Here is a 26,306-nt window from a genome sequence, read left to right as displayed (position 1 = left end):
TTCGCCAGGCCACCGCTCGACCGCAACCATTCCACCACAGACCGTGTCGACGACCAACGGCGGCATCGACACGCGTCACCCCGGGCCGCCCCATATGCCCCGGTACCTGCACGTCGGACGCCGTACCGCAGACAGCCACATGACATGAGTCGACCAACGGTCCGTCCCCGCTGTTCTCTGACGGACGAATCGGGCAGCACGCGACGGCGCGGGGGCGAGTCCCAGGAGGACCGCCGCGGAAGTGCGGCGTCCGGCAGCGCGGGCCCGGGGCCGGGAACGCGGGCCCGGGGCCGGCAGCGCGGGCCCGGGGCCGGCAACGCGGGCCCGAGGCCGGCAACGCGGGCGGAGATGTCCGGCGCGGAGCCATGGGGCCGTAGACGCGTGAGGCTGAAGGATGGGGTGGTCCTGCGACGTGAGGTCTAGAGGGACAAGCCTCGAAGACATGAGTCCGCGAGACATGCGGTCTGCAGACATGAGGCTCGGCGCCGGAGAGGCGCCGGATGCCGGACCTCCAGACCTGGGCACAGCGCGGGACAGGCGAGCGGGCCGGTCGTGGACGCGCCTACGGGCCTACTGGGTGTCGGGGTCCATGGCGGCGTCGGCCAGCGCGTCGGCGTCGATGCCGTCGGCGAACTCGGCGGCGTCCTCGCGCTCCGCCATCGTCTCCTTGACCACCCGGATGGCGAGGCCCGGCGGGTACCCCTTGCGGCCGAGCATGGCGACCAGCCTCCGGAAGACGGCCTCCGGGGTGGCCCGGGTCTCGGTACGCAGGCGCCGCGCGACCAGGGCGCGGGCGGTCTCCTCCTCGACGTCCGGGGCAAGCTGCTCGAGGGCCTCGCCGACCTCGTCCGGGGCCACCCCCTTGCGGCGCAGTTCGCCGGCCAGCGCACGGCGGGCCAGGCCGCGGCCGTGGTGGCGGCTGGCGACCCAGGCGCGGGCGAAGGCGGCGTCGTCGATGATGCCCACTTCGTCGTACCGGTCGAGGATCTCCTTGGCGATGTCCTCCTCCACGCCTCGCTTGCGCATCGCGGTGGCGAGCTCGGCCCGGGTTCGGGGACGTACGGCCAACTGCCTCAGGCAGATCTCCCTCGCCACCTCGCGCGGATCGGCCGGTGCGGGCGGGGGCCCAGGCGCCGGCGCGTCCGACCGGTCCCGGCGACGGCCGCGGCCCTCGCGCTTCCCGCGCCGGCTCTTCGGCAGCTCCTCGCCCTCGGCATGTCCGGACATTTCCGATTCGTCCGAGCCAAAGCCGCCCAAGCCAGTCCCGCCCAAGCCAGTCCCGCCCAAGCCGGACCCACCCGAACCAGGCCCACCCAAGCCGGTCCCGCCAAAGCCAGGCCCGCCCAAGCCGGACCCGCCCAAGCGAGTCCCGCCCGAACCGGTCCCGCCAAAGCCAGAGCCACCCGAGCCAGACCCACGCGAACCAGACCCACCCGAACGGGAACGCTTCGCAACAGACCGCTCCGAGAAGGGGCGATCCACGAAGGCCGCGCCACCGCCGGCGCCAGACCCGTCCGCATCCACACCCGAAGAGGACAGCGCACCCGAGGAAGACGACGCACCCGGGGAGGACGACGGACCCGAGGCGGCCGGAGAGGCCGGCGAGCCCGAAGCGGAGGCCCGCGACGACCGGGACGAGGAACCCGGCGATCGGGCCCACGGCGAGGAGGAGTCCGAGGCCGAACGGGATGAGGAGCCGCGCGGCCGCGAAGAGGACCCCGGCGCCGAGGAGCTACCAGCCGCGGCCCAGGGGTTGTCGCCGCCCGGGTCATCCCAGGGCGCGACCGGGGCCACCGGAACGACCGGCACCGCCGGCCCGGTCGGCATCTCGGGCAGCACCGGCGGCTCGCGCCGGACGCGCGCTCCCCCACCAGCTCCAGCGGGCCGCCCCGAAAGGCCGTCGGCCGCGAGCCACGGGTTCACCTCGTCGTCAGGTCCGCCGAACAAGGGCTCAGCGGCGGCGTCATCCCCGCCGGACATCGACACACCTCCGCCAGTCGAGACCCGGTGCCGGCCGAGCGGCTTGGCCCACCAAGACGGCACCGGGGGTCACGGGCAGAGCGCCACGCTCTGCGATCGGGGCGACCGAGCCGCCCACCACCAAAAAACCGGTCGGGGCGACCGAGCCGCCCACCACCTAGTAACAAGGCACCGGGTCCGCGCGCCGACCGGCCGAAGCCGACCGGCGCGCCGGGTGACCAAGCGTGCCGATGTCAGAAGTCGACCGGGGCGGCCGCGGGGCCGCCGGCCGCGTCGGTGGACTGCCCGACGCCGACGCCCAGCTTCTCCTTGATCTTCTTCTCGATCTCGGCGGCGACGTCGGGGTTGTCGCGCAGGAACTTGCGCGAGTTCTCCTTGCCCTGGCCGAGCTGGTCGCCGTCGTACGTGTACCAGGCGCCCGACTTGCGGATGATGGTCTGCTCGACGCCCACGTCGATGAGCGAGCCCTCGCGGGAGATGCCCTTGCCGTACATGATGTCGAACTCGGCCTGCTTGAAGGGCGAGGCGACCTTGTTCTTCACGACCTTGACGCGGGTGCGGTTGCCCACCACGTCGGTGCCGTCCTTCAGGCTCTCGATGCGGCGCACGTCGAGGCGGACCGAGGCGTAGAACTTGAGCGCGCGGCCACCGGTCGTGGTCTCCGGGCTGCCGAACATCACGCCGATCTTCTCGCGGAGCTGGTTGATGAAGATCGCGGTGGTGCCGGAGTTGTTGAGGGCACCGGTGATCTTGCGCAGGGCCTGGCTCATGAGGCGGGCCTGGAGGCCGACGTGGCTGTCGCCCATCTCGCCCTCGATCTCGGCGCGCGGCACGAGGGCGGCGACGGAGTCGATGACGATGATGTCGAGGGCGCCGGAGCGCACCAGCATGTCGACGATCTCGAGGGCCTGCTCACCGGTGTCCGGCTGGGAGACCAGCAGCGCGTCGGTGTCGACGCCCAGGGCCTTGGCGTAGTCGGGGTCGAGCGCGTGCTCGGCGTCGATGAAGGCCGCGATGCCGCCCTGCGCCTGCGCGTTGGCGATCGCGTGCAGGGCAACCGTGGTCTTACCGCTGGACTCCGGGCCGAAGACCTCGATCACCCGGCCGCGCGGCAGGCCGCCGATGCCCAGCGCCACGTCGAGGGCGATGGAGCCGGTCGGGATGATCGCCTGCGGCTGCTGGACACGCTCGCCGAGCCGCATCACGGAGCCCTTGCCGAACTGCTTGTCGATCTGTGAGAGGGCGAGCCCCAGCGCCTTCTCCCGATCCGGTTGCACTGCCATGTCCGTCACCCCTGGGTTCGCGGTCTTCGTCGGCGTTCGCTTGGTCACGCTGACACGTTAGGCGCCGGGTATGACAAAAATGGCCGGCGTGAAGCCCAACGAGCGAGAAGAGTACCCGTACATCTGTACGATCCGCAGGTCGACACGCCGAAAAACATCAGCGTAGGCGGCTGGGAACACGCTCCGGATACGCATCGACTACAGCCCGCCACACGTCGGCGGTATCGAAGCCGCCCGCGAGGGCCTCCTCGATCGTCCGGCCCCCGAGCTGCGACAACACCTGATCATGGGCGATGCTCTTCGCGTACCCCGGCCCGAACACCTGCTCGAGCCGCTGCCAAAAATCCGTCAGACGCACGCCTGCCAACCTAACGGAGCGGACGGAGGACCCGGGCGATCAGTGGCAGCACCACCACACCGGCGAGCAGGGTGAGCACCGGGTAGCCGAACAGGTCGACCACCACGCCGGACAGCGCCCCCGCCGAGGCCCCGGCCACCCCCATGACGACGTCGGAGAGCCCCTGCACGCCAGCGCGCTGCTGCAGCGGTACCGACTCCGACAACAACGTCGAACCGGCCACCATCGTGGCGCTCCAGCCCAGCCCCAGCAGCCCCAGGCCGATGGACAGACGCCAGGTGTGGCCTCCCGCGGTACCGCTGAGCAGGCAGGCAAGCAGGAGCACGCCCACGCCGCCGAGGATGACCGCGCGGCGCCCGGCCCGGTCGGCCAGCCATCCGACGACCGGCGACAGGGCGTACATCCCGGTGATGTGGATGCTGATCACCAGCCCGACGATGCGCAGCAGATCCCCGTGGTCGTGCACATATGTCCCGATATGGACCGGCGTCATGGACATCACACCGACCATCACCACGTGCCCGACGACCACGGCGGCGACCCCGGTCCGGGCCCCCGCGCTGTCGCGGACGGTCCGCGCCGCCTCCCGCCACACCGCCTTGCCCGGCGGCGCCTGCTCGCCGGCCAGCGCCCGCGCGGTGAGCAGCGGGTCCGGCCGCAGCACGGCGAGCAGCACGAGCGCGGCGAACGCGAAGGCGACGACGCTGAAGAGATACGGCCCGCCGTACTCCGGCATCCCCCACCGCCCGAGCAGCCGATCGGTCAGCGGCGCGAGGTTCGGCCCGGCCACGGCGCCGATGGTCGTGGCCCACACCACGAAGGACAGCTGCCGGGCCCGCCGATCGGGCGCGGACAGGTCGGTGGCCGCGTACCTGGCCTGCAGGTTCGCCGCGCTCGCCCCGCCGAACAGCAGCGTGCCGAGGAACAGCAGCGGTACCGAGGAAGCCCGCACGGCGGCCACGACGATCAGCGCGCCGAGGGACCCGAGCCCGTACGCGAACACCAGGCCCGGCCGCCGCCCGCCGGTGCGCATCAGGCGGGTGGCCGGGATCGCGATCAGCGCCGCCCCGACGACCGAGCAGCTGCCGGTCAGCCCGGCCGCCCAGGGTCCGGCCAGGGAGGAGGCGAGCAGCGCGCCCACGGAGACGCCGCTGGCCACGCCCAGCCCGCCGATGATCTGGGTCCCGACGAGCAGTCCGAGGGTGCGCCGCTGCAGCGCGGTGGCGTCGGGGGCAACCGAACGTTCAGTCAGCAAGCGCTGAGACTACCGCGTCCATGGCCTCGGCAGCGTCGTCGCCGGCGGCGCGCACGAGCACCGTGGAGCCCGCGGTCGCGCCCAGCCCCATCACCGCGAGCACGCTGCGGGCGTTCGCGGTCTTCTCGCCGAAGACCACCTCGACGGTACTGCGAAACCGCGCCACCACCCGCACCAGCGCCCCCGCCGGCCGGGCGTGCAGGTCCTCCGGCAGCACCACCGAGCGCTCAGAGCTTGCGGACATCGCGGGCCTCCACGGCCGCCTGGGTCACCTCGTCGAGGCCGGCGCCCGTCCCGGCCAGCACCGCCGCCGCCACGGCACCCTCCACGAAGGGAGCATCCACGAGCACGGCGTCGTTGGCCACCCGGTCCTCCAGGACCGTACGCGCAGTGAGCACGGCGCTACCGAGGTCGGTCAGCACGAGCACCCCGGCACCGCGGTCCGCCCGGTCGATCGCCACCAGGATGCGGTCGTAGCTGGTGCCGAGCCCGCCGTCGTCGGTGCCCCCGGCCGCCTCGATCGGCACCTCCTCCCCTGCCACCTGCACGAGCATGTCCCGCAGTCCGTGCGCCAGCCGCTCGCTGTGAGACACGAGCACGATCCCCACCATTGGCCCCATACCAGGCATGCTATGTGCATGAAAAAGTTCATCAACGACCCGGCCGACGTCGTCCGGGAGGCGCTCGCCGGGCTCGCCGCCGCCCATCCCGAGCTGCGGGTCGACCTCGATGAGCAATACGTCGCGCGCGCGGACGCGCCCCGCCCGGGCAAGGTCGGGCTGATCTCCGGCGGCGGCTCCGGCCACGAGCCGTTGCACGCCGGGTTCGTCGGGCCGGGGATGCTCGACGCCGCCTGCCCCGGTGAGATCTTCACCTCCCCCGTGCCCGACCAGATCCTGGCCGCGACCAGGGCGGCCGACGCCGGCGCGGGGGTCGTGCACGTGGTCAAGAACTACACCGGCGACGTCATGAACTTCCAGATGGCGGCCGAGCTGGCCGACGAGGAGGGCCTGCGGGTCGAGTCGGTGCTCGTCGACGACGACGTCGCTGTCGAGGACTCCACCTGGACCGCCGGGCGGCGCGGCACGGGCGCCACGCTGCTGGTCGAGAAGATCGCCGGGGCGCTGGCCGAGGAGGGCGCCGCCCTCGACGCGGTGGCCGCGGCGGGCCGGCTGGTGAACGAGCGCTCGGCCTCCTTCGCGGTGGCGCTGGCCGCCGGCACCACCCCCGCCGCCGGCCGGCCGGGCTTCGAGCTGGCCGACGACGAGATCGAGGTCGGCGTCGGCATCCACGGCGAGCCCGGCCGCAGCCGGCAGCGGATGCGCCCCGCCGCCGAGATCGCCGAGCTGATCGTCGACGCGGTGGCCGCGGCCGGGCCGGTCGGCCCCGAGCCGCTGATCGTCCTGGTCAACGGCCTCGGCGCGACGCCGCTGATCGAGTTGTACCTCATGTTCGGCGAGATCTCGCGGAGGCTGGAGGCCGCCGGGGCGACGATCGCCCGTTCCCTGGTCGGCAACTACGTGACCAGCCTCGACATGACCGGCGTCTCCCTCACCGTCTGCCGGGCCGACGACGAGCTGCTGCGCCTGTGGGACGCGCCCGTGCGCACCCCCGCCCTGCGCTGGGGGGCGTGATGGAGGAGGAACTGGCGCGGGCGTGGATCGCCGCCGTCACCGCGGCGGTGCGCACGGAGGCCGACCGCCTGACCGAGCTCGACACCGCGATCGGCGACGGCGACCACGGCGTCAACCTGCGGCGGGGCTTCGACGCCGCGGCCGCCGCCGTGGACTCCCTCGCCCCGGGCAGCGCCGGCGACGTCCTCGGCAAGACCGGCACGACGCTGCTGTCCAAGGTCGGCGGGGCGTCCGGCCCGCTGTACGGCACCCTCTTCCGCGCCCTGGGCAAGACCCTGCGGGCCGGCGGCTCCCTGGCCGAGGGCCTGCAGGCCGCGCTGGACGGCGTGCGGCAGCTGGGCAAGGCCGCCCCCGGCGACAAGACGATGGTCGACGCGCTGACCCCGGCGGTGGCCGCCTACGCCGCCGCGGCCGGCGAGGGCGAGGCGGACGCGGCCCGGGCGGCGGCGGACGCGGCCGCGCAGGGCGCCCGCGCGACCGTGCCGATGCAGGCGCGCAAGGGCCGCGCCTCCTACCTCGGCGAGCGCAGCATCGGCCACCAGGACCCGGGCGCCACGTCCACCGCGCTGATCCTGGCCGCCCTGGCCGACGTCACAGCCCGAGGCCCCGCCCGATGATCTCCTTCATGATCTCGGTCGTGCCGCCGTAGATCGTCTGGACCCGGCTGTTGAGCCACGCCTTCGCGACCGGGTACTCCAGCATGAACCCGTAGCCGCCGTGCAGCTGCACGCACCGATCGGCCACCTTGTTCTGCAGCTCGGTCGTCCACCACTTCGCCTTGGCCGCGTCGGTCACGCTGAGCCGCCCGGCGTTGTGCTCCACGATGCAGTGGTTCAGGAACGTCCGCGCGATCGTGACCTCGGTGTCGAGCTCGGCCAGCAGGAACCGGTTGTGCTGGAACTTGCCGATCGGCCGCCCGAAGGCCTCGCGCGTGCGGGCGTACTCCAGCGTGATGCCCAGGATGTGCTCGGCCGCGGCGACGGCGGCCACCGCGATGCCGAGCCGCTCCCGGGGCAGGTTGGCCATGAGGTGGTAGAAGCCGGCGTTCTCCTGGCCGATCAGGTGGTCGGCCGGGAGCCGGCAGTCGTCGAAGAACAGCTCCGCGGTGTCGTTGGCCTTGAGCCCGACCTTCTCCAGCCGCCGCCCGCGGGTGAACCCGGGCGTGCCGGTCTCGACCGCGAACAGGCTGATCCCGTGCGCGCCCTTGCTGGGGTCGGTCTTGGCCACGACGATCACCAGGTCGGCCATCTCGCCGTTGGTGATGAAGGTCTTCTGCCCGTTGAGCACCCACGAGTCGCCGTCGCGCACCGCGCTCGTGCGGATGCCGGCCAGGTCGCTGCCGGCCCCCGGCTCGCTCATCGCGATGGCGGTCACGATGTCGCCGGAGCAGAACCCGGGCAGCCACCGCTTGCGCTGGTCCGGCGTGGTCAGGTCCGTCAGGTACGGCGCCACGACGTCGTTGTGCAGCCCGAACCCGAGCCCCGAGGCCCCGGCCGCGACGATCTCCTCGACCAGCACCGCGTTGAAGCGGAAGTCCTTCTGCCCGCCGCCGCCGTACTCCTCGTCGACGTCCGTGCCGAGCAGCCCGGCCCGGCCGGCCTTGCGCCAGACCTCCCGGTCGACGATCCCGGCCTTCTCCCACTCGTCGTTGTGCGGCACCGCCTCGCGCGCGAGGAACTCGCGGCACAGGTCCCGGAACGCGTGGTGCTCGGCCTCGTACAGGTGCTGCTCCATGCGGGCCAGTGTGCGTCGCGAGACGCCGTCTCGCCTAGGTCACAGGCCGAGCATCCCGTACAGGTGGTCCGGCAGCGGCTCGGCCCCCGCCGGCTCCTGCACGCTCACCGGCACCCCGAAGTCGGAGTACGTCGCCTCCACGGTGTCGTCCGGGATGCGCACCCGCACGCTGGTCAGGCGGCCGCTGCCGTCCACGGTGGCCTCGAACGGGATCGCCCTGGCCGCCTCCCCGAGCTGCCTGACCTGCCCGACGTTGACCGGCCCCCAGGCCACCACCCGGGTCATGTCGACCGTCCCCCGGTACATCTGCCCGTCCCGCGTCACGTCGTGCGCCGCCGCCATGAGCGCCTGCACCTCGGTCGGGTCCTTGATCGCGCTGAGCCCGAGCGCCCCCGGCTTCGTCACCCGCTGCGGATCGACCCGGTACCAGGTGTTCCCGTCGAACCCCGGCAGCGGCAGCCCGGTGATCCGCGTGTACGCGCTGCCCCGCACCTCGACGGTGTCGATCTTCAGCGAGGCGCCGCTCGAACTCACGCTCACGCTGGCGTCGAGCACGTTGGCCCCGGGGTCGATCGCCCCCGTGTAGCTGCCCTCGTTCGCGGTCACCTTGAACCGGTAGCTCCCGCCGGCCAGCCCCAGCGCCCCGGCGGCCAGGCCCGTCGGCGACGGCCTGACGCTGCCCTGGGCTCCTGGGGCGGCCGTTTCCTTGGCCGCGGTACATCCACTCAGCCCCGCCACCAACAGGACGAGCGCCAGCCCTCGCCTCAGCACCGCCGCAGCGTATCGGGTCCGGCGCGCCCGCCCGAGCCCCCAAAGCCGGGTTTCAGTTGTTCAACAGGTTGTACACAGCCGCGTTGGCCTGCGCGACCTCCGCCGTCTTGGGCACCGCCACCTGCACCGTCATGCCCTGCTTCTGGTAGTCCACGGCCAAGGTCCGCTCGGGCGTGCTGCCGACCGCCGGCACCGTGATCCGCACCGAGCTCAGCCGCCCCTGCCCGTCGAGCCCGACCACGAACGGCGCCCGCTTCGCGCGCTCGCCGAGCGCCGCGATCGCCCCGCGGTCGGCCAGCCCGAGGTCGCCGCCCCGCGTGAGGTCGTACGTCCCGGTGATCCGCCCGTTCTCCAGCTTCGCGGACCCGACCCGCCCGGCCAGGTCCCGGCTGCTGGTGGGGTCATCGGTCTCGAACAGCCCGATGATCCCCGTCTTGCTCACCTTCGTGCGGTCGAACCGGTACCACTTCTTCGCGTTGACCCCCGTCGCCGGAATGCTGGTGCGGAAGTACCGCTCCCCACCGCCGAGCACGATCCCCTCGATCGAGAACCGCACCCCGGACGCCATCCCGTCCAGCCGCGCCTGGCGCTTCCCGCTGCTCTCCACCACGCCGGTGACGGTGCCCTGGTCGATCTTCATCGTGTACGCGTACCCCGACTCGCCCAGCGCCTTCACCGCCGCCGCCAGCGCCTCCTTCCCCGCGACGGCCGCCGGTTCCCCGGACGCCGCGGCCGAGGTGGCCCCGCCGTCGCCCGCTCCCCCGCACCCCCCGAGCAGCACGGCCGCCAGCAGCGCCACGACCAGCGCAACCCCGCGTCCGGCCCGCCGCGCCGCCCCGACGGTCCCGATCGGGGCAGGGACCGGCGGCGCGGCGGCGGCCGGCGGCGCAGCGGAAACGCCCGGGACGAGCGGCGAGGTCAAGGGGCCCGGGGTGGGCGTGGACGGGACGTCGGTGCGCAAGCTCTTCCTCCTTGAACGAGCGAGCGGCAGCGCCGGGAATCACCCGATTTGTCCGAGTCATCCCCCTGTAGCGGTGCCGCCTACTTCCCGTTCAACAGCGAATAGGCCGCTGTGGGTGCGTCGATCACCTCGGAAGCCGCCGGCGACGGTGCCTGCAGCGGGGCGCCGAAGCCTCCGTAGGACACCGCGACCTCGTCGGCCTTGGCCTGGGCGTAGGCCGGAACGCTCACCTTCACCGAGGTCAGGTAGCCCTGCGCGTCCACCGTGGCGGTGAACGGCACGGCCCGGGCCAGGTCGCCCAGGCCCTTGGCGGCGGCCGGCCCGACGATGCTGTAGCCGCCCTTCGTCAGGTCCAGGGCGCCCTTGAACTCGCGGCCGTCGGTCGTCGTGGCGCTGGAGACCACGTCGGGCAGCCCGGAAAGGCCGGTCGGGTCCTTCACGGAGGCGGCGCCCAGGGGGTCGGCGCCCTGGAGCTTGGCGCGGTCGACGCGCAGCCACTTCTGGCCGTCGACGCCGGGCAGGCCGGTGATGCGGACCAGATAGGTGCCGGCGGTGAACAGCGACTCGAAGGCGATCGTGGCCTTGTCGACGGTGATGACGGCCTTGCCGGTGCTGGTCGGGCCGGCCGGGTCGGCGGCGCCGTCGACGGTCAGGGCGGCGGAGGTCATCTTGAAGGTGTAGGTGCCGCCGCCGGTCTTGGTGGCCGCCGCGGCCAGGCGGCCCGTCGGTGCGACGCTGCCGGCCGGGGCGGCGGCCGCGGTTGCGCCGGCGGGGGACGACGAGGCGCCCGGCGCGTCCTCGCCCTCGGCACTGCAGGCACTGACGAGGACGAGCGAGGCCACGGCGGCAACGACGGCGATCTTCACGGCGGGTTCCCCCTTCGATGCGGGGCACCGCACGCCCCCGTATTTTGCGCGCGGTGCCCTGATGCCCGGGACAGTAGCGGGAGGGTCCGACATTTTTCGGTTGTGGCTGCTCATGGGGCGGCTGCTATTGTACTGCCACAAGAGGAGCTTTGTACTAGAACAAAGGAGCCGACGTGGTGGACACGTTTCAGCAGACGGCGCGCAGCACGCCGCGGCGCAAGCCCGACCGGGCCTCCTACGACGTCGAGCTCGCGCACTCGGTGCTCGACGAGGCGTACGTCTGCCACTTCAGCTTCGTCGTCGACGGGGAGCCACGCGTGCTGCCCACGCTGCACGCCCGGGTCGGCGACACGCTGTACCTGCACGGCTCCACCGGCAGCCGCCCGCTGCTCGCGGCCCGCGAGGAGGGCCTGCCCGTCTGCGTCGCGGTCACGCTGATCGACGGGCTGGTGCTGGCCCGCTCGCAGTTCAACCACAGCGCCAACTACCGCTCGGTGATCGTGCACGGCGTCGCGCGGCTGGTCGAGGACGAGGAGGAGCGGTCCCGGGCGTTCGCGGCGCTGGTGGACAAGGTCGCGCCCGGGCGGGCCGCGGACAGCCGGCCGCCGGACCGCCGCGAGTCGGCGCAGACCGCGATGCTGGCGCTGCCCCTGGACGAGGTCAGCACGAAGGTGCGGGCGGCCGGCGCGGTCGACGACGCCGAGGACGTGTCCTTGCCGCACTGGGCCGGCGTCGTACCGCTGACGCTCACCCGGGGACTGGCGGTGCCCGCGGAGGCGGTGGACGTACCGTTGCCGGATTATCTGCGTCCGCGGCTCGACCCCTGGCACAGCCCGACCACCTTGCGCGGCCGCCTCGTCACGCTCGAGCCGCTCGAGCACTGCCACGCCGCCGGGCTGTTCGAGGCGGTGGACGACGCCGAGGTCTGGACGCACCTGACCAGCCCGCGACCGGCCTCGGTGGCGGACATGGCGGCGATCGTGGCCACCGCGCTGGCCGACACCGACCGCGTGCCCTTCCTGCAGCGCGAGACCGCGACGGGACGGATCATCGGCACGACCTCGTACTACTCGCCGAACGCGGTGCACCGCTCGGTGGCGATCGGGCACACGATGGTCGGCCGGCCCTGGTGGCGCACGGGCGTCAACACCGAGTCGAAGCTGCTGCTCCTGCGCCACGCCTTCGACACGCTCGGCGCGGTGCGGGTGGAGTGGCACACGGACATCCGCAACGAGCGCTCGCAGAAGGCGATCGCGCGGCTCGGCGCGCAGCGGGAAGGGGTCATCCGCGCACATCGGCGACGCCCCGACGGCAGCCAGCGAGACACCGTGCTGTACTCCATGATCGCCGAAGATTGGCCCGCCGCACACGACCGGCTGGCCGCGGCGCTGGAAGCAGGAGGCATTTCGTGCTCGGTGTCACCAACCCCCTGACGTACGTGCTCGGCACGGCGGCCATCGTGCTGCTGCCGGGGCCGAACTCGCTGTACGTGCTGTCCATGGGCGCCCGCCGCGGCGTGCGCGACGGCTACCGGGCCGCGGCCGGGGTCTGGCTCGGCGACGCCGTGCTGATGACGCTGTCCGCGGGCGGGGTGGCCTCGCTGCTGCACGCCTATCCGTGGCTGTTCGGGATCGTGAAGTACCTCGGCGCGGCCTATCTGGCCTATCTCGGCGTCCGGCTGATCATCAGCACCCTGCGGCGCCGCCGCGATCCCGAGCAGGCGACGGCGGTGGCCGAGCCCAAGGCCGACCGGCCGTTCCGCCGGGCGCTGGTGATCAGCCTGTTCAACCCGAAGGCGATCCTGTTCTTCGTCTCGTTCTTCATCCAGTTCGTGGACCCGGGCTATCCGCATCCGGCGCTGAGCTTCCTGGTCCTCGGCGTCATCGCCGAGGTGCTGAGCGCCCTGTACCTCACGCTGCTGATCTTCGGCGGCAGGTACCTGGCCGGCCAGTTCCGCACCCGGCGCAAGCTGGCGGCCGGGCTCACCACGCTGGTCGGTGGCGCCTTCCTGGCCTTCAGCGTGAAGCTCGCGACGGCCAGCCTGTCCTGAGCACAGGGTCCCTCGCCGCACCCGGCGAGGGACCCCTTCGCTGCCCGGCCAGGCACGTCAGGTTGGGGATTGGAATACAGTAGCCAAACGGCCCAATTCGGGCAAATCGCCACCGCTAACGAGAATTGTCGTACCCCCGGTGCAGGATTGGGGGCATGACAGAGCTGGCAGGATTCGGGGTGGCGACGCGCGAGTGGTTCCGCGCGGCGTTCGCGGCGCCGACCAGGGCGCAGGCGGGTGCGTGGCAGGCGATCAGCGCCGGCCGGCACGCGCTGGTGGTGGCGCCGACCGGCTCCGGCAAGACGCTCGCCGCCTTCCTGTGGTCCCTCGATCAGCTGGCGGCCCACCCGCCCGGGGACCCGGCGCGGCGGTGCCGGGTCCTCTACGTGAGCCCGCTCAAGGCCCTGGCCGTCGACGTGGAGCGCAACCTGCGGGCGCCGCTGGCCGGCATCCGGCAGGCGGCCGCCCGGCTCGGGCAGGAGCCGCCGGACATCCGGGTCGGGATGCGCACCGGCGACACCCCGGCCGACGAGCGGCGGGCCTTCGCCAAGACCCCGCCCGACATCCTCATCACGACGCCCGAGTCGCTTTACCTCCTGCTGACGTCGCAGGCGCGCGAGTCGCTGCGCGGGGTGGAGACCGTCATCGTCGACGAGGTGCACGCGGTCTGCGCGACCAAGCGGGGCGCCCATCTCGCGCTGTCGCTGGAGCGGCTCGACGCGCTGCTGGAGCGGCCCGCGCAGCGGATCGGGCTGTCGGCCACGGTGCGGCCCATCGACGAGACCGCCCGCTTCCTCGGCGGGGCCGCCCCGGTCGAGATCGTCCAGCCGCCGAGCGCGAAGACGATCGAGGTCGAGGTACAGGTGCCGGTGGAGGACATGACGGCCCTGGGCGAGGCCGCGCCCGGCGAGGACGACGACGGGGCGCCGCGGCAGGCCTCCATCTGGCCCGCGGTCGAGGAGCGGGTCCTCGACCTGATCGGTGAGCACCGCTCCACGATCGTGTTCACCAACTCGCGGCGCGGCGCCGAGCGGCTCTGCGCGCGGATCAACGAGCTGGCCGGGGCCCGGGCCGGGGTGCCGCGGCCCGACGCGCCGCGCACGCCCGCCGAGATGATGGCGCAGGCCGGCACCGCGCACGGTGCGCCGCCCATGGTGGCCCGGGCGCACCACGGCAGCGTCTCGCGCGAGGAGCGCAAGCAGATCGAGGAGGCGCTCAAGTCCGGGCAGCTGCCGGCCGTGGTCGCCACCTCCAGCCTGGAGCTGGGCATCGACATGGGCGCCGTCGACCTGGTGGTGCAGATCGAGGCGCCGCCGAGCGTCGCCGCCGGCCTGCAGCGGGTCGGCCGGGCCGGGCACCAGGTCGGGGCCGTCTCCCGCGGGGTGGTGTTCCCGAAGCACCGCGGCGACCTGGTCTCCTGCGCGGTGGTCGCCGAGCGGATGGTGGAGGGCGGCATCGAGGAGCTGCGCTACCCGCGCAACCCGCTCGACGTGCTCGCCCAGCAGATCGTGGCCATGGTGGCGATGGAGCCGTGGCACGTGGACGAGCTGGCCGCGATCGTGCGCCGGGCCGCGGTCTTCGCCGACCTGCCCGACTCGGCGCTGTTCGCGGTGCTCGACATGCTGGCCGGGCGCTACCCGTCGACCGCGTTCGCCGAGCTGCGGCCGCGGGTGGTGTGGGACCGCACCGAGGGGGTGCTCACCGGCCGGCCCGGCGCCCAGCGGCTCGCCGTCACCAGCGGCGGCACGATTCCCGACCGGGGCATGTTCGGGGTGTTCCTGGCCGGCGCGGAGAAGGCGGCCCGGGTCGGCGAGCTCGACGAGGAGATGGTCTACGAGTCCCGGGTCGGCGACGTGTTCCTGCTCGGCTCCACGTCGTGGCGGATCGAGGACATCACGCCCGACCGGGTGCTGGTCTCCCCCGCGCCCGGGTCCGCGGCCAAGATGCCGTTCTGGAAGGGCGACTCGCCGGGCCGGCCGGTCGAGCTCGGCCGGGCGATCGGCGCGCGGCTGCGGGGCCTGGTCAAGTCCGGCGACGAGGCCGCCCGGGCCCACCTGCGCTCCGGCGGGCTGGACGACTGGGCCGCCGACAACCTGCTGGCCTACCTGCGCGAGCAGCGCGAGGCGACCCGGCACCTGCCCGACGACCGCACGGTGCTGGTCGAGCGGTTCCGCGACGAGCTCGGCGACTGGCGGATGACCGTGCACTGCGTGCTCGGGGCCCGGGTCAACGCGCCCTGGGCGCTGGCGATCGCGGGGCGGCTGCACGAGCGGTACGGAGTGGACGCGCAGGTCCTGCCCAGCGACGACGGCATCGTGGTCCGGCTGCCCGACGTGGCCGACGAGCCGCCCGGGGCCGACCTCGTCGCGTTCGACCCCGACGAGATCGCCGGCATCGTGGAGGAGACGGTCGGCACCTCGGCGATGTTCGCCGCGCGGTTCCGCGAGTGCGCGTCCCGGGCGCTGCTGCTGCCGCGCCGCGACCCGCGCCGGCGCCAGCCCCTGTGGCAGCAGCGGCAGCGCTCCGCCCAGCTGCTGGACGTGGCCCGGGAATACGCCGACTTCCCGATCACGCTGGAGGCCGCCCGGGAGTGCCTGCAGGACGTGTTCGACGTGACCGGCCTGGTCGGCGTCATGCGCGACATCGCCGGGCGGAAGCTGCGGCTGGTGGAGGTGGAGACGCAGCGGCCGTCGCCGTTCGCCCGGTCGCTGCTGTTCGGCTACGTCGGGGCGTTCCTCTACGAGGGCGACGCGCCGCTGGCCGAGCGGCGGGCGGCCGCCCTGGCGCTCGACCCGACCCTGCTGGCCGAGCTGCTCGGCCGGGTGGAGCTGCGGGAGCTGCTCGACCCGGCGGTGGTCGTCGAGACCGAGCAGACCCTGCAGTGGCTCGGGGCGCAGCGCACCCCGCGCGACGCCGAGGACGTGGCCGAGATGCTGCGGGTGCTGGGCGACCTGTCCGACGCCGAGCTGGCCCTCCGCGGGGCCGACCCGGCGTGGGCCGTCGAGCTGGCCGCTCAGCGGCGGGCGATCCAGGTCCGGGTGGCCGGCGAGGACCGGTGGATCCCGGTCGAGGACGCCGGGCGCTACCGCGACGCGCTCGGGGTGGCGCTGCCGGTCGGGCTGCCCACCGCCTACCTGGAGCCGGTGGCCGACCCGCTGGGCGACCTGGTGAGCCGCTACGCGCGCACCCACGGGCCGTTCACCGCCGCCGTGTCCGCCGCCCGCTTCGGGCTCGGGGTGTTCGTGCTGGAGCAGGCGCTGCGCCGGCTGCCGTCGGTGGTGTCGGGCGAGTTCTCCCCCGGTGGGGCCGGCACCGAGTGGTGCGACGCGGAGATCCTGCGCCTGCTGCGGCGCCGGTCGCTGGCCGCGCTGCGGCGCGAGATCGAGCCCGTGCCGCCGCGGGCGCTGGCCCGGTTCCTGCCCCAGTGGCACCACATCGGCGGCGCCCGGGCCCGCGGGATCGAGGCCGTGGCGTCCGCGATCGAGCAGCTGCAGGGCGTGGCGCTGCCGGCCTCGGCGCTGGAGCGGCTCGTCCTGCCGGCGCGGGTGGCCGACTACAGCGCGGCGTACCTGGACGAGCTGACCGCCTCCGGCGACCTGGTGTGGGCCGGCGGCGGCGGGATCGGCGAGCACGACGGCTGGGTCAGCCTGGCCTTCGCCGACGCCGCGCCGCTGCTCCTGCCGCCGCCGTCCGAGGTCGGCGGGCCGCTGCACGAGGCCGTGCTCGACGCCCTCGGCGGCGGGCAGGCGCTGTTCTTCCGGAGCATCGCCGAGCACATCCACGCGCCCGAGGACGAGCTCCTCGCCGCGCTGTGGGACCTCGTCTGGGCCGGGCACCTGTCCAACGACACGATCGCGCCGCTGCGCTCGAAGCTCAGCGCCGGCGGGGCACACCGGTCGCGGCCCTCGGCGCCGCGGTCGCGGTATCGGCGGCCGGGGGCTCTCGGGCGCGGGGCGCTCAGCCGGGGCTCGCTCGCCACGGCCCGCAGCGGGCCACCGCAAGCGGCCGGGCGGTGGTACCGGCTGCCGGAGCGCGACCTCGACCCGACCCGGCGCGCGACCGCCAACGCCGAGCTGCTGCTCGAGCGGCACGGCGTGGTCACCCGGGGAGCGGTCATGGCCGAGGACCTGCCGGGCGCGTTCGCCGGCGTCTATCCGGTCCTGGCGGCGATGGAGGAGCGGGGCGCGGCCCGGCGCGGCTACTTCGTGGAGGGGCTGGGGGCGGCCCAGTTCGCGCTGCCGGGGGCCGTGGACCGGCTGCGGGGCGGCACCGAGCACCGCGACGCGCTGGTGCTGGCCGCGACCGACCCCGCGAATCCGTACGGGTCGGCGCTGCCCTGGCCGGAGCGGGTCGTGGACGCGGGCGACGGCGAGCGGGCCGGGCACCGGGCCGGCCGCAAGGCGGGCGCGCTGGTGGTGACCGTCGGCGGCGACCTCGTGCTCTACGTCGAACGGGGCGGCCGGACGCTGCTGTCCTATGTGGACGACCCCGACCTGCTCGCGCTGGCGGCGAAGGCCCTCGCGGACGCGGTGCACGGCGGGGCGCTGGGGGCGCTGTCGGTGGAGCGGGCGGACGGGGAGTCGATCCTGCACTCGCCGCTGCGCGACGCGCTGGCGGCGGCCGGGTTCCGGAGCACACCCAGGGGGTTGCGGCTGCGGGGTTGAACAAAGTGCCCGTCAGGGCGCGATCACGACGCGGCCGCCGGGGTTCACGTCGAGCAACGCGGCGGCGCTGCCGCCGTTGACCGCAACCGCCAGATAGCCAGCCGAGTCGGTAAACAGGACCAGGGCGCCCTCTGGGACGTCGCCGAAGGTCGTGCCCCGGGTGGCGGGGACGCCGTTCACCGTCACGGCCCCCGGGAGGTCGGCGTCCCTGGCCGCCAGCTGGATGTTGCCGAAGTGGTCGACGGTCAGGATCTCGGACTCCAGGCGGCCGTCGACGAAGGCGACGTACGGGGGCGGGAGCGTCACCGGGTCGTCGATCGGGTCGCCGGCCTCCGGCAGCGGGGCGCCGGTGGCCAGGCGGGCGGCGACCGGGGCGAAGATGTCGCGGCCGTGGAAGGTGGCCGAGACCGGCTCGGCGAACCATGCGCGGTTGGTGAGGTGGACCGCGGTCGCGATGCCGCCCAGGGCCTCGGCGGCCGGGACGAGCAGGCCGTTGTCGGGGCCGACCAACAGGCTGCCGTCCACGGTGGACAGCGCGATCGGGCGGCGGGCGGTGCCGACGCCCGGGTCGACGACGGCCAGGTGAACCGACGGCGGGAACGCGGGGGCGGTCTGGGCCAGCACCGCGGCGCCGCGGCGGACATCACCCGGCGGGATGAGGTGGGTGACGTCGATGACGCGGGCGGCCGGGGCGAGACGGGCGATCGCGCCGTGGCAGGCGGCGACGAAACCGTCGGCGAGGCCGTAGTCGGTGGTGAATGAGATCGTCCTCGGCGTCATCACGATAGTGTCGGCCTCATGCGGCTTTGCGTGTTCACCGAGCCCCAGCTGGGCGCGGCGTACGAGGACCAGCTCGCCATCGCCCAGCGGGCCGAGCGACTCGGGTTCGACGGCTTCTTCCGCTCCGATCACTTCCTCACCATGGGCGGCGACGGCCTGCCCGGGCCGACCGACTCGTGGGTGACGCTCGGGGCGCTCGCCCGGGAGACATCGACGATCCGGCTCGGGACGCTGGTGACGTCGGCGACGTTCCGGCACCCGGGACCGCTCGCCATCGCCGTCGCGCAGGTCGACGCGATGAGCGGCGGACGGGTGGAGATCGGGCTGGGCGCCGGGTGGTTCGAGCGGGAGCACAGCGCGTACGGCATTCCGTTCCCGCCGGTCACGGAGCGCTTCGCCCGGCTGGGTGAGCAGCTGGAGATCCTGACCGGGCTGTGGTCGACGCCGGCCGGGTCGACGTTCAGCTACGAGGGCCGCTACTACGACATCGTGGACTCCCCCGCCCTGCCCAAGCCGGTGCAGCAGCCCGGGCCGCCGGTGATCGTCGGTGGGAAGGGCCCGAAGCGCACGCCGAAGCTGGCGGCGCGGTTCGCGGACGAGTTCAACGTGCCGTTCTCCTCGCTGGCCGACACCGACGCGCAGTTCTGCCGGGTGGTCGAGGCCATCGAGCGCGAGGGCCGCGACGGCCGGGCGCCGATCGTCTTCTCGTTCGCCCAGACCATCGTGTGCGGGCGCGACGACGCCGAGGTGCGCCGCCGGGCCGAGGCGGTCGGGCTGGACCCCGAGAAGCCGCAGGACGGGCAGCTGTACGGCACACCCGAGCGCATCGCCGAGCAGCTGCGCGACTTCGGCAAGGCCGGCGCCTCCCGCGCGTTCCTGCAGCTGCTCGACATGCGCGACCTGGAGCACCTGGAGCTGATCGCGGCCGAGGTCGCTCCGCTGCTGTCCTGACCCGCTCGGCATGATGTGCCAAAAGCCCCGGCACCGATATGTCCCACTTACCCAGTGACGCCAGGTAAATCGTGAAATGTCGGATATGTCGTGGCGCACCGGCGCCCGACATATCCCGGCGATCCCGCGCCGAGAGCAGGCACACACCATGGGTGCCCGCCGAGCACCCATAAATCCGGAAAAGCCGGGCAGTGCCCCGCCGTGGTGCCGCACAACCCGCCCGGCTTCGTACGGCCGCGACGAGACGCTGCCCCCCTGCACTCGGTGCTGCGCAAGGGCCCCGCGCTCGCCGCGGTGCTGCTGCTGATGGTGGCGGCAATCGCGGTACCGCTGCAGAACCCCAGGCCGGAACGCGTGTTGTGCGTGGCCGACGACGTGCAGGCAAGGGCCGTGGCCGGGCTCGCCAACTTCTCGGCGTGGCTGCGGCGCAACCACGCGAGCGGGTTCATCGGCGAGATCGGGTGGCCGTCCGACAAGGACCAGGCGCAGTGGAGCGCGGTCGCCGACGTCTGGTACCAGGCCGCCGACGCGATCGGGCTCCCGGTCACCGCGTGGGCGGCCGGCACGTGGCCCGCGAACTACCCCATGGCCGTGTACCGGCCGGTCGCGCAGGGGCTGCAGGTCGACGTGGCCGGGCCGCAGGCGCGCATCGTCGAGCGGCACGGCAGTACCGCCGGATATCTGCGCGGCGTGAACCTCGCCGCCGGCTCCTTCGCCGCCTCGGACAGCAACGGGGGCTTCGGCACCGGCAACCCGGGGCGCTACGGGCAGGACTACACGTACGAGTCCCCGTCGAGCTACGCGTTCCTGGCCGGGCGCGGCGTGCGACTCGTGCGGCTCGCGGTGAACTGGGAGCGGCTGCAGCCGCGGCCGTACGGGCCGCTGGACCAGGCCGAGCTGGGCCGGGTGCGCGACGCCCTCGACCACGCGAAGGCGGCCGGTCTGGAGGTCATCGTCGACCTGCACAACTACGGCGACTACGCCTACGGCGGCGGCAGCGAGGGGCCGCTGCGGATGCTGCACCTGGGCGACGCGGTGCTGCCGACGTCCGCCCTGGCCGACTTCTGGGCGCGGCTGAGCCCCGCGCTGAACAACCCGGCCGTCATCGGGCTGGGGCTGCTCAACGAGCCGACCCGGCTGGCCGCCGACGGGCGCGCGGGCGCGCTGATCTGGGAGCGGGCCTCGCAGGAGGCGGTCGACGCGATCCGGGCCGGCGGCGACCAGCGGGCCATCCTGGTCAGCGGGTACGTGCCGATGGGGCCGCCGTCGTGGGGTCAGATGCACCCGCACGCGTGGATCGACGACCCCGTGGGCCGGGTCGCGTACGAGTCGCACGCCTACTTCGACCACGACGGCAGCGGCCACTACTGGATGACCTACGCCGACGAGCTGCGCAGCGTCACCTGGCCGCCGCCGGCACACTGCCAGCGCTTGACGCCGATGGCCCGCCAGGTGTTGGTTGAGTGACGTGATCGAGGTACGCCGCGCGGGGACGGCCGACCTGGAGCCCGCCCTGGACGTCTGGCGGGCGGCCAACGAGGCCCGCGGCCGCGCGCCCACGCCGGCGCGGATCGAGCGGGTGCGGGCCAAGCTGCGGGCGCCGGACGCCGTGGTCGTCGTCGCGTTCGACGGCGCCGGGACGGTCGCGATGGGGCTGGCCGAGCCCGGGCGGGCCGACGACGGCGCGGGCGCGCCGATCCCCGGCTACGGGCACGTGTCGATGGTGTTCGTGCGCCCGGACGCGTGGGGCCGCGGCCACGGCGCCCCGGTCCTCGCCGCGCTGCACGAGCCCTGGCCGCGCACCACGCTGTGGACGCGGGAGGACAACGCGCGGGCGCGGCGGCTGTACGAGAAGTCGGGGTACCTTCCGACCGGGCGCACCGCGCGGCTGGCCGAGGGCGACGGGATCATGCAACTGGAGCGCATCCGCTAGCCTCTAGGCGTCATGAGGCGTTGGTCAATGCTCACGATCGGGCTCGGCGTCGGACTCTTCGCCGGCTCGCAGCTCGCCTCGTCCCGGGCCCAGACGACGGCGGTGTGGGCGGGCGTGGCGGCCACCGTCGTGGGCCTCATCATGTTCGCGGCCAGCCAGCCCGAGGCGGCCGGCCCGGAGGACCAGGACCAGCCGCCCGCGGCCGGCCTCGGCGGCCGGGTCGAGCAGATCCTGCGCCTCGCCGAGCGGCAGGCCGCCGACCACCTCCGCGACGCCGAGAAGCAGGCCCGCAAGGTCCACGCCGGCGTGGAGGCGGGGCTGTGGGTGGTGCTGCGCCAGGACGACGACGGCTCGCGGCACGAGGTGGCCCGCCTCGAGTCCCGCTCGGACGCCGACTCGGTCGTGGCGGCGCTGGAGGCCCGCGGCCACCTGGACCGCTACACGGTCGCCCCCGCCGGCACGCACTGACCGGCGCATAGACTCCGGGGGTGCCCGAGGGCGACACCGTCTGGAACACCGCGCGCGTCCTCGGCGAGGCGATCACCGGCCAGGTCGTGCGCCGCAGCGACTTCCGCGTGCCCCGCCTGGCCACCGCCGACCTGTCCGGCTGGACCGTCGCCGAGTCCGCCTGCCGCGGTAAGCACCTCCTGCTGCGCCTCACCCGCGAGGGCCGCGAGCCGCTCACGCTGCACTCGCACCTGCGCATGGACGGCGCGTGGCGGACGTACCGCCCGGGCGAGCGCTGGACCGGCCGCCCCGCTCACCTGATCCGGGTCGCCCTGCACACCGACGCCGCGGTCGCCGTCGGCTTCCACCTGCACGAGCTGGAGATCGTGCCGACCCGCGACGAGGAGCGCCTGGTCGGTCACCTCGGCCCCGACCTCATGGGGCCCGGCTGGGACGCCGCCGAGGCGGTGCGCCGCCTGCGGGCCCAGCCTGAGCGCTGGATCGCCGACGCGCTGCTCGACCAGCGCAACCTCGCGGGCATCGGCAACCTGTACAAGGCCGAGACGCTGTTCCTGCGCGGCGTGTCGCCGTGGACCCCGGTGGGCGAGGTCGCGGACCTGACCGCCCTGGTCGAGAAGGCGCACGCGCTGCTCAACTCCAACCGTGGCCGCTGGACCCAGGCCACCACCGGCTCCCTGCGCCGCGGCGAGACCAACTGGGTCTTCGAGCGGGCCGGTCAGCCGTGCCGCAGGTGCCGGACCGTCCTGCGCCGATGGACGGGCGGCGACCACGAGCGCATCACGTACTGGTGCCCGCACTGCCAGCCGGGCGCCCTCCCGCCCGGCGGTTGAGCGCGAGCACCCGCTGAGCAGTCCCGGCGCCGCGGCGGACGGCCCTGACCCGTTATCCCACCCCGACCGCCGCGGGCGGATTCCCCGGCACGCGATAGTGTGCTGGTCGTAATCGCGGGGCAACGTCTCCTGGGGAGGGGCGATGAGCGAAGCGGGCAAGGTGGCGAGCCGGTGAACCTCCGGCTGACCCGTCGGGGCCTGCTCGCCGGCGTTCTGGCCGCGACCACGGTCTCGGCCTGCAGCAGCGCCCCGGGTGCCGCCCCCGCCCCGACGATCTCGTTCGATCCTCCGGGCGACGCCCCGTTGGCCGTGTGGGAGCTGACCGGCGGCCTGAGCGCGCCCGGCACGGCCGCCCTGCGCCCGCCCCGCCTCGTGGTCTACGGCGACGGCGAGGCCATCGCCGACGCCACCTACCGCTCCCGCCTCGACCCCGACCAGCTCCGCGGCCTGGCCACCACCCTGGCCGACGACCTGCGCGCCAACGCCGCCGAGAAGAAGCCGACCGGCACCCCGTCGATCCTCGACGCCCCCGTGACGAAGCTCACGGTCTGGTCGGCGAGCGGCACGCTGACCTGCTCCGCCGAGGGGCTCGACGAGCTCAAGCCCGATCACTGGTACCCCGCCGCCCTCTACGACGCCCGCGACCGCCTCGCCACCGTGCACAAGGCGGTGTCCGCGACGGCGCAGCCGTACCTGGCCACTCGCGTCCGCGTCGTCGCCGTCCCCGCCCTGGAGGGCACCGCCGGCGGCGTCGCCGTGGGCACCCCGGTCGCCGCCCTCCCGAGCGCCTCGTCCGCCGCCGCCTGGCCACTCGGCATCGCCCTGCCCTCCCCCGACAACGAGGGCCTGCGCCGGGCGGACCTGGACGGCGACGCGGCCCGCGCCGCCGTGCGCATGCTGACCCGGGACCTGGACCAGCGCGGCGCCTGGCCGACCTACCGCCTCCAGGACGGCACCGTCCTGCGCGCCAGCTGGCGCTACCTGCTCCCGAACGAGTGACTTTCCTGCCTTCCACCAGCCTCGGCCGCCATCGACATCGAGGCCGCCCGGCGAGACCTGCGAGCCGCCACGCGGGCACTCGACGACCTCAGCCGACGGCTCGGCTCCGCAGCCTGAGCCGAAGAGACCCGGGCGGTACGGACGCGGGTCAGGCGGTCTGGGGGCGCGGGGTGGGCTGCGGGGTGCGCAGGTCGGCGAGGCCCTCGGCGACGCCGCGCAGGAAGGCGGTCGCGTCGGTCAGGTTGCCGACGGCGGTGGTGTCCTCGGCGACGCAGCCGGCGGCCGCGGTCACGAACTGCTCGTAGGCGGCGACGCCCTGCTCGAGCTGCTCGGCAAGGGCGCGGTGGGCCGGGCGCAGGTTGTCGCCGGCCGGGCCGATGCGCATGGCGCGCTCGACCGAGGCGCAGCGCTGGGCCAGGTCGCGCAGCTGGCGCTCGGCGACGGCGGCGTCCAGGACGGCGGCCTCGGCGACCGGGCCCAGGCGGCCGATCAGGCCGCTGAGCATGGCCGCGGCGCGGTCCAGGCGGCGCCACGGCTCGGCCACGGTGAGGCCCCGCAGCTTGAAGGACTCGCGCTGCCGGTCGAACTCGGCGACGGCGGTGCGGCCGGCGGGCAGGCGCTGGACGAGCCCGACGAGCTTGTCGCGGGCCATCGCGCCGGCGAGGGCCGGGTCGGGCTCGGGCGGTACCGGCAATGCTCGGAAGGCCCGGTAGTCCAGCCACCGCCAGACGGTCATCGCGATGGAGCCGCCGGCCGCTGCGGCCCAGAAGGCGTCGGGCAGGCCCAGGCCGCTGTACGGCACCAGGACCGCGGTCGCCCCGGTGAGCAGGCCGGCGCGCACGGTCCAACCCCGGGCGGAGCGGTGCAGCCGCCGCAGTCGCTTCAGGTGCTTGGCCCTATCGCTGGCCATGACCGCCCCCCGGGGTTCGCCGTCGTGTCGGTCAGCCGGCGCTGGCCGAGTCTCCCGCCTGCTTGTCCTTCATGCTCGCGCGGATCTCGTCGAGCCGGGCGACGCTGGCGTCCTTCGGGCCGGTCGAGGCGACGGCCGGGGACTCCGGCGCAGCGGCGAGCTTCTCGCCGGCCATGCTGGCCCGGATCTGGTCGAGGCGGGAGCTGCCGGCCATGTCCAGCGTCGAGCGCTGTACCTCAAGCATGCGCCCCTCGACGGAGTTGGAGGCCAGCTCGGCGCGGCCCATGGCGTTGGCGTACCGCCGCTCGATCTTCTCCCGCACCTCGTCCAGCGACGGGGTGTTGCCGGGGGCGGCGAGGCCGCTCATCGACTCCAGCGACTTGGCGACGGTCTCCTGCATCTTCGCCTGCTCCAGCTGGCTGAGCAGCTTGGTGCGCTCGGCGAGCTTCTGCTGGAGCATCATGGCGTTGTTCTCGACCGCCTTGCGCGCCTGCGCGGCCGCGTTGAGCGACTGGTCGTGGAGGGTCTTGAGGTCCTCCATGCCCTGCTCGGCGGCGACCAGCTGGGTGGCGAACACCTGGGCGGTCTGCTCGTACTGCGTGGCCTTCGCCTCGTCGCCCTCGGCCCGGGACTTGTCCGCCAGCACGAGCGCCTGGCGGGCCGAGCCCTGCAGCTTCTCGACCTCGGACATCTGCCGGGACAAGCGCATCTCCAGCTGGCGCTGGTTGCCGATCACGGCCGCGGCCTGCTGCACCAGGGCCTGGTGCTGACGCTGCGCGTCCTCGATCGCCTGCTGGATCTGCACCTTCGGATCGGCGTACTCGTCGATCTTGGCGCCGAAGAGCGCCATGAGGTACTTCCAGCCCTTAGCGAACGGATTCGCCATCTCGCGGTCCTCTCTCGGCCTGCACTCGTTACGTGCGGCTTCTATCGTGTCAGGCGTGCGCTACAGCGTCACGCCTACCTTGGCGGCAAAGCCCCGACAATTCGTACAGAACCTGATATAGCGGACACAAGTCAGGGAGAAGTCAGGGCTCGGTGCCCGGGACATCCCCCCCGGACAGCGTCGTCTGAGACAGCCGCTCCGCCTCCGCGAGACCCGCGCGCAGGCCCTCGAGGTCACTGGTGAGCTCCGCTACCTTCGTCGCCGTCAGCGGCGCGCCGCCGACGGTGGTCGCGTGCAGGGCCACGAGCTCGGCCATGCGCGCCACCAGTCCTTCCATTCCCAGCACCGCAGACTGCATGCGGGCCAGGAGCATCTCGCGGGCGTCCCGCAGCCGCTTGCCGACATCGAGCTGGTCGGCCACGGCCTGCAGCGCCCGCCGCCGCTCGTCGCGCAGCGGCCCGGCCGACAGCCCGGACAGCCCGCGCTGCAGCTGGTTGTACTCCTGGCGCAGCTGCTGGGTGTTGATGCCCGACGCGCTGCGCTCGATGAGCGTCACCTGACCGGCGAAGCGGGCCAGGTCCCCCAGCGCGCCGGCGGCGTTGTCGTCGACCTCGCCGATCTGGCCGCGCAGCACCGGGTCGCCGACGCCCTCGGCCTGCCGGCGCAGGGTGCGCACGGCCGCCTCGGCCCGGCGCAGCCAGCGCTCGGCGTCGCTGCCCTTCGGGGGCGCGGGCAGGCTCGGCGGGGGCGCCGCGGTGATCGCGGGGGACGAGGACCCCCGGTCGCCGAGGGCGCCCAGGGCGACCCGGATCCCGTACACCGCACCGGCGACCCCTAGGCCGACCGGCAGGCCGACGAGCAGGCCCGCCGGGGCGAGGGCGGCCGCGACCGCCCCGCCCATGCCGCCGAGGAGCCCGGCCGCGACGAGGCCCCACGGCTCAGTCAGCTGTTCCTTGACGCCCACGACCGTAAGTGTGCCTTCTCAGCCCGTCG

25 protein-coding genes are annotated in these 26,306 nt (G+C 74.0%); 11 read left to right on the top strand and 14 right to left on the bottom strand.

The genetic code is table 11. The annotated features are described in order from the left end of the window. Nucleotides 1-570: 570 nt before the first annotated feature. From ABD352_RS44785 to dhaM, 6 genes are all read right to left on the bottom strand, one after another. Nucleotides 571-1,227 carry a regulatory protein RecX gene (locus tag ABD352_RS44785; protein WP_344618695.1) on the bottom strand — a complete coding sequence of 219 codons (657 nt, stop codon included), beginning with the start codon at nt 1,225-1,227 and terminating at the stop codon, nt 571-573. A 986-nt stretch (nt 1,228-2,213) separates the two neighbouring features. Next, nucleotides 2,214-3,263 carry a recombinase RecA gene (gene recA / locus ABD352_RS44780; RefSeq protein ID WP_344618694.1) on the bottom strand — a complete coding sequence of 350 codons (1,050 nt, stop codon included), beginning with the start codon at nt 3,261-3,263 and terminating at the stop codon, nt 2,214-2,216. 157 nt (nt 3,264-3,420) lie between these two features. Continuing rightward, nucleotides 3,421-3,621, bottom strand: a complete 201-nt coding sequence (locus tag ABD352_RS44775) for a DUF3046 domain-containing protein (RefSeq protein ID WP_344618693.1) — start codon at nt 3,619-3,621, stop codon at nt 3,421-3,423. Between the two features lie 10 nt (nt 3,622-3,631). Continuing rightward, entirely contained in the window at nt 3,632-4,876 is a 1,245-nt protein-coding gene (locus ABD352_RS44770; RefSeq protein ID WP_344618692.1) for an MFS transporter, read from the bottom strand. After that, nucleotides 4,866-5,120 carry an HPr family phosphocarrier protein gene (locus ABD352_RS44765; protein WP_344618691.1) on the bottom strand — a complete coding sequence of 85 codons (255 nt, stop codon included), beginning with the start codon at nt 5,118-5,120 and terminating at the stop codon, nt 4,866-4,868. Before ABD352_RS44765 ends, ABD352_RS44770 begins: the two co-directional genes overlap by 11 nt. Beyond that, nucleotides 5,104-5,475, bottom strand: a complete 372-nt coding sequence (gene dhaM, locus ABD352_RS44760) for a dihydroxyacetone kinase phosphoryl donor subunit DhaM (RefSeq protein ID WP_344618690.1) — start codon at nt 5,473-5,475, stop codon at nt 5,104-5,106. The genes ABD352_RS44765 and dhaM overlap by 17 nt, the downstream gene beginning before the upstream one ends. Before the next feature lie 39 nt (nt 5,476-5,514). Here dhaM and dhaK point away from each other — a divergent pair, with 39 nt between their 5' ends. Both dhaK and dhaL read left to right on the top strand, forming a co-directional pair. Beyond that, nucleotides 5,515-6,510 carry a dihydroxyacetone kinase subunit DhaK gene (gene dhaK, locus ABD352_RS44755; protein WP_344618689.1) on the top strand — a complete coding sequence of 332 codons (996 nt, stop codon included), beginning with the start codon at nt 5,515-5,517 and terminating at the stop codon, nt 6,508-6,510. Next, the gene (dhaL, locus tag ABD352_RS44750; RefSeq protein ID WP_344618829.1) at nt 6,510-7,127 is read left to right on the top strand and encodes a dihydroxyacetone kinase subunit DhaL; all 618 of its coding nucleotides are present in this window, start codon (nt 6,510-6,512) and stop codon (nt 7,125-7,127) included. The genes dhaK and dhaL overlap by 1 nt, the downstream gene beginning before the upstream one ends. Here the strand turns inward: dhaL and ABD352_RS44745 are convergent. From ABD352_RS44745 to ABD352_RS44730, 4 genes are all read right to left on the bottom strand, one after another. Then, a complete protein-coding gene (locus tag ABD352_RS44745; protein ID WP_344618688.1) occupies nt 7,102-8,244 on the bottom strand; it encodes an acyl-CoA dehydrogenase family protein in 1,143 nt (380 codons plus the stop codon). The genes dhaL and ABD352_RS44745 overlap by 26 nt on opposite strands. Nucleotides 8,245-8,283: 39 nt before the next feature. After that, nucleotides 8,284-9,015 carry a hypothetical protein gene (locus ABD352_RS44740; protein ID WP_344618687.1) on the bottom strand — a complete coding sequence of 244 codons (732 nt, stop codon included), beginning with the start codon at nt 9,013-9,015 and terminating at the stop codon, nt 8,284-8,286. A 52-nt stretch (nt 9,016-9,067) separates the two neighbouring features. Further along, the gene (locus ABD352_RS44735; protein ID WP_344618686.1) at nt 9,068-9,976 is read right to left on the bottom strand and encodes a hypothetical protein; all 909 of its coding nucleotides are present in this window, start codon (nt 9,974-9,976) and stop codon (nt 9,068-9,070) included. An 80-nt stretch (nt 9,977-10,056) separates the two neighbouring features. After that, complete coding sequence (locus ABD352_RS44730) at nt 10,057-10,842, bottom strand: hypothetical protein (RefSeq protein WP_344618685.1); 786 nt, start codon at nt 10,840-10,842, stop codon at nt 10,057-10,059. Nucleotides 10,843-11,015: 173 nt separating this feature from the next. Here ABD352_RS44730 and ABD352_RS44725 point away from each other — a divergent pair, with 173 nt between their 5' ends. From ABD352_RS44725 to ABD352_RS44715, 3 genes are all read left to right on the top strand, one after another. Then, nucleotides 11,016-12,275 (top strand): bifunctional pyridoxamine 5'-phosphate oxidase family protein/GNAT family N-acetyltransferase, encoded by a 1,260-nt coding sequence (locus ABD352_RS44725; RefSeq protein ID WP_425553912.1) that lies wholly within the window; start codon nt 11,016-11,018, stop codon nt 12,273-12,275. Continuing rightward, complete coding sequence (gene leuE, locus ABD352_RS44720; RefSeq protein WP_344618684.1) at nt 12,251-12,892, top strand: leucine efflux protein LeuE; 642 nt, start codon at nt 12,251-12,253, stop codon at nt 12,890-12,892. The genes ABD352_RS44725 and leuE overlap by 25 nt, the downstream gene beginning before the upstream one ends. A gap of 155 nt (nt 12,893-13,047) precedes the next feature. Further along, nucleotides 13,048-17,556 carry an ATP-dependent helicase gene (locus tag ABD352_RS44715; protein WP_344618683.1) on the top strand — a complete coding sequence of 1,503 codons (4,509 nt, stop codon included), beginning with the start codon at nt 13,048-13,050 and terminating at the stop codon, nt 17,554-17,556. Nucleotides 17,557-17,568: 12 nt separating this feature from the next. Here the strand turns inward: ABD352_RS44715 and ABD352_RS44710 are convergent, their stop codons facing one another. Next, on the bottom strand, nt 17,569-18,336 hold the full coding sequence (locus tag ABD352_RS44710; RefSeq protein ID WP_344618682.1) for an SAM hydrolase/SAM-dependent halogenase family protein: 768 nt from the start codon (nt 18,334-18,336) through the stop codon (nt 17,569-17,571). 18 nt (nt 18,337-18,354) lie between these two features. Between ABD352_RS44710 and ABD352_RS44705 the strand changes: the two genes are divergently transcribed. The 6 genes from ABD352_RS44705 to ABD352_RS44680 all read left to right on the top strand — a co-directional run bounded on the left by ABD352_RS44705 (nt 18,355) and on the right by ABD352_RS44680 (nt 23,517). Next, nucleotides 18,355-19,287, top strand: a complete 933-nt coding sequence (locus ABD352_RS44705; RefSeq protein ID WP_344618681.1) for an LLM class F420-dependent oxidoreductase — start codon at nt 18,355-18,357, stop codon at nt 19,285-19,287. 264 nt (nt 19,288-19,551) lie between these two features. Then, nucleotides 19,552-20,754: a glycoside hydrolase family 5 protein gene (locus tag ABD352_RS44700; RefSeq protein WP_344618680.1), complete on the top strand. Its 1,203-nt coding sequence runs from the start codon at nt 19,552-19,554 to the stop codon at nt 20,752-20,754. A gap of 1 nt (nt 20,755) precedes the next feature. After that, on the top strand, nt 20,756-21,220 hold the full coding sequence (locus tag ABD352_RS44695; protein WP_344618827.1) for a GNAT family N-acetyltransferase: 465 nt from the start codon (nt 20,756-20,758) through the stop codon (nt 21,218-21,220). Between the two features lie 12 nt (nt 21,221-21,232). Further along, entirely contained in the window at nt 21,233-21,688 is a 456-nt protein-coding gene (locus tag ABD352_RS44690) for a hypothetical protein (RefSeq protein ID WP_344618679.1), read from the top strand. A gap of 20 nt (nt 21,689-21,708) precedes the next feature. Then, a complete protein-coding gene (locus ABD352_RS44685) occupies nt 21,709-22,518 on the top strand; it encodes a DNA-formamidopyrimidine glycosylase family protein (protein WP_344618678.1) in 810 nt (269 codons plus the stop codon). A 171-nt stretch (nt 22,519-22,689) separates the two neighbouring features. Then, nucleotides 22,690-23,517: a hypothetical protein gene (locus ABD352_RS44680; RefSeq protein ID WP_344618677.1), complete on the top strand. Its 828-nt coding sequence runs from the start codon at nt 22,690-22,692 to the stop codon at nt 23,515-23,517. A 148-nt stretch (nt 23,518-23,665) separates the two neighbouring features. Here ABD352_RS44680 and pspM read toward each other — a convergent pair whose 3' ends face one another. The 3 genes from pspM to ABD352_RS44665 form a co-directional block, all read right to left on the bottom strand. Then, nucleotides 23,666-24,427, bottom strand: coding sequence for a phage shock envelope stress response protein PspM (gene pspM / locus ABD352_RS44675; protein ID WP_344618676.1), 762 nt, complete (start codon nt 24,425-24,427; stop codon nt 23,666-23,668). A 31-nt stretch (nt 24,428-24,458) separates the two neighbouring features. Continuing rightward, complete coding sequence (locus tag ABD352_RS44670) at nt 24,459-25,313, bottom strand: PspA/IM30 family protein (RefSeq protein WP_344618675.1); 855 nt, start codon at nt 25,311-25,313, stop codon at nt 24,459-24,461. A gap of 142 nt (nt 25,314-25,455) precedes the next feature. Next, nucleotides 25,456-26,277, bottom strand: coding sequence for a hypothetical protein (locus ABD352_RS44665; protein ID WP_344618674.1), 822 nt, complete (start codon nt 26,275-26,277; stop codon nt 25,456-25,458). Between the last annotated feature and the right edge of the window lie 29 nt (nt 26,278-26,306).

Origin of the sequence: Dactylosporangium salmoneum, from assembly GCF_039532525.1 — a bacterium.
GTDB classification, from domain to species: domain Bacteria; phylum Actinomycetota; class Actinomycetes; order Mycobacteriales; family Micromonosporaceae; genus Dactylosporangium; species Dactylosporangium salmoneum.
This window is presented reverse-complemented; position numbering and strand designations above follow the sequence as displayed.

Excerpts from the sequence above, each read along its gene's own strand:
- ABD352_RS44785 (WP_344618695.1), bottom strand. The coding sequence starts at position 1,227 with ATGTCCGGACATGCCGAGGGCGAGGAGCTGCCGAAGAGCCGGCGCGGG.
- recA (WP_344618694.1), bottom strand. The coding sequence starts at position 3,263 with ATGGCAGTGCAACCGGATCGGGAGAAGGCGCTGGGGCTCGCCCTCTCA.
- ABD352_RS44765 (WP_344618691.1), bottom strand. The coding sequence starts at position 5,120 with ATGTCCGCAAGCTCTGAGCGCTCGGTGGTGCTGCCGGAGGACCTGCAC.
- dhaK (WP_344618689.1), top strand. The coding sequence starts at position 5,515 with ATGAAAAAGTTCATCAACGACCCGGCCGACGTCGTCCGGGAGGCGCTC.
- dhaL (WP_344618829.1), top strand. The coding sequence starts at position 6,510 with ATGGAGGAGGAACTGGCGCGGGCGTGGATCGCCGCCGTCACCGCGGCG.
- ABD352_RS44745 (WP_344618688.1), bottom strand. The coding sequence starts at position 8,244 with ATGGAGCAGCACCTGTACGAGGCCGAGCACCACGCGTTCCGGGACCTG.
- ABD352_RS44715 (WP_344618683.1), top strand. The coding sequence starts at position 13,048 with ATGACAGAGCTGGCAGGATTCGGGGTGGCGACGCGCGAGTGGTTCCGC.
- ABD352_RS44710 (WP_344618682.1), bottom strand. The coding sequence starts at position 18,336 with ATGACGCCGAGGACGATCTCATTCACCACCGACTACGGCCTCGCCGAC.
- ABD352_RS44705 (WP_344618681.1), top strand. The coding sequence starts at position 18,355 with ATGCGGCTTTGCGTGTTCACCGAGCCCCAGCTGGGCGCGGCGTACGAG.
- ABD352_RS44690 (WP_344618679.1), top strand. The coding sequence starts at position 21,233 with ATGAGGCGTTGGTCAATGCTCACGATCGGGCTCGGCGTCGGACTCTTC.
- pspM (WP_344618676.1), bottom strand. The coding sequence starts at position 24,427 with ATGGCCAGCGATAGGGCCAAGCACCTGAAGCGACTGCGGCGGCTGCAC.
- ABD352_RS44670 (WP_344618675.1), bottom strand. The coding sequence starts at position 25,313 with ATGGCGAATCCGTTCGCTAAGGGCTGGAAGTACCTCATGGCGCTCTTC.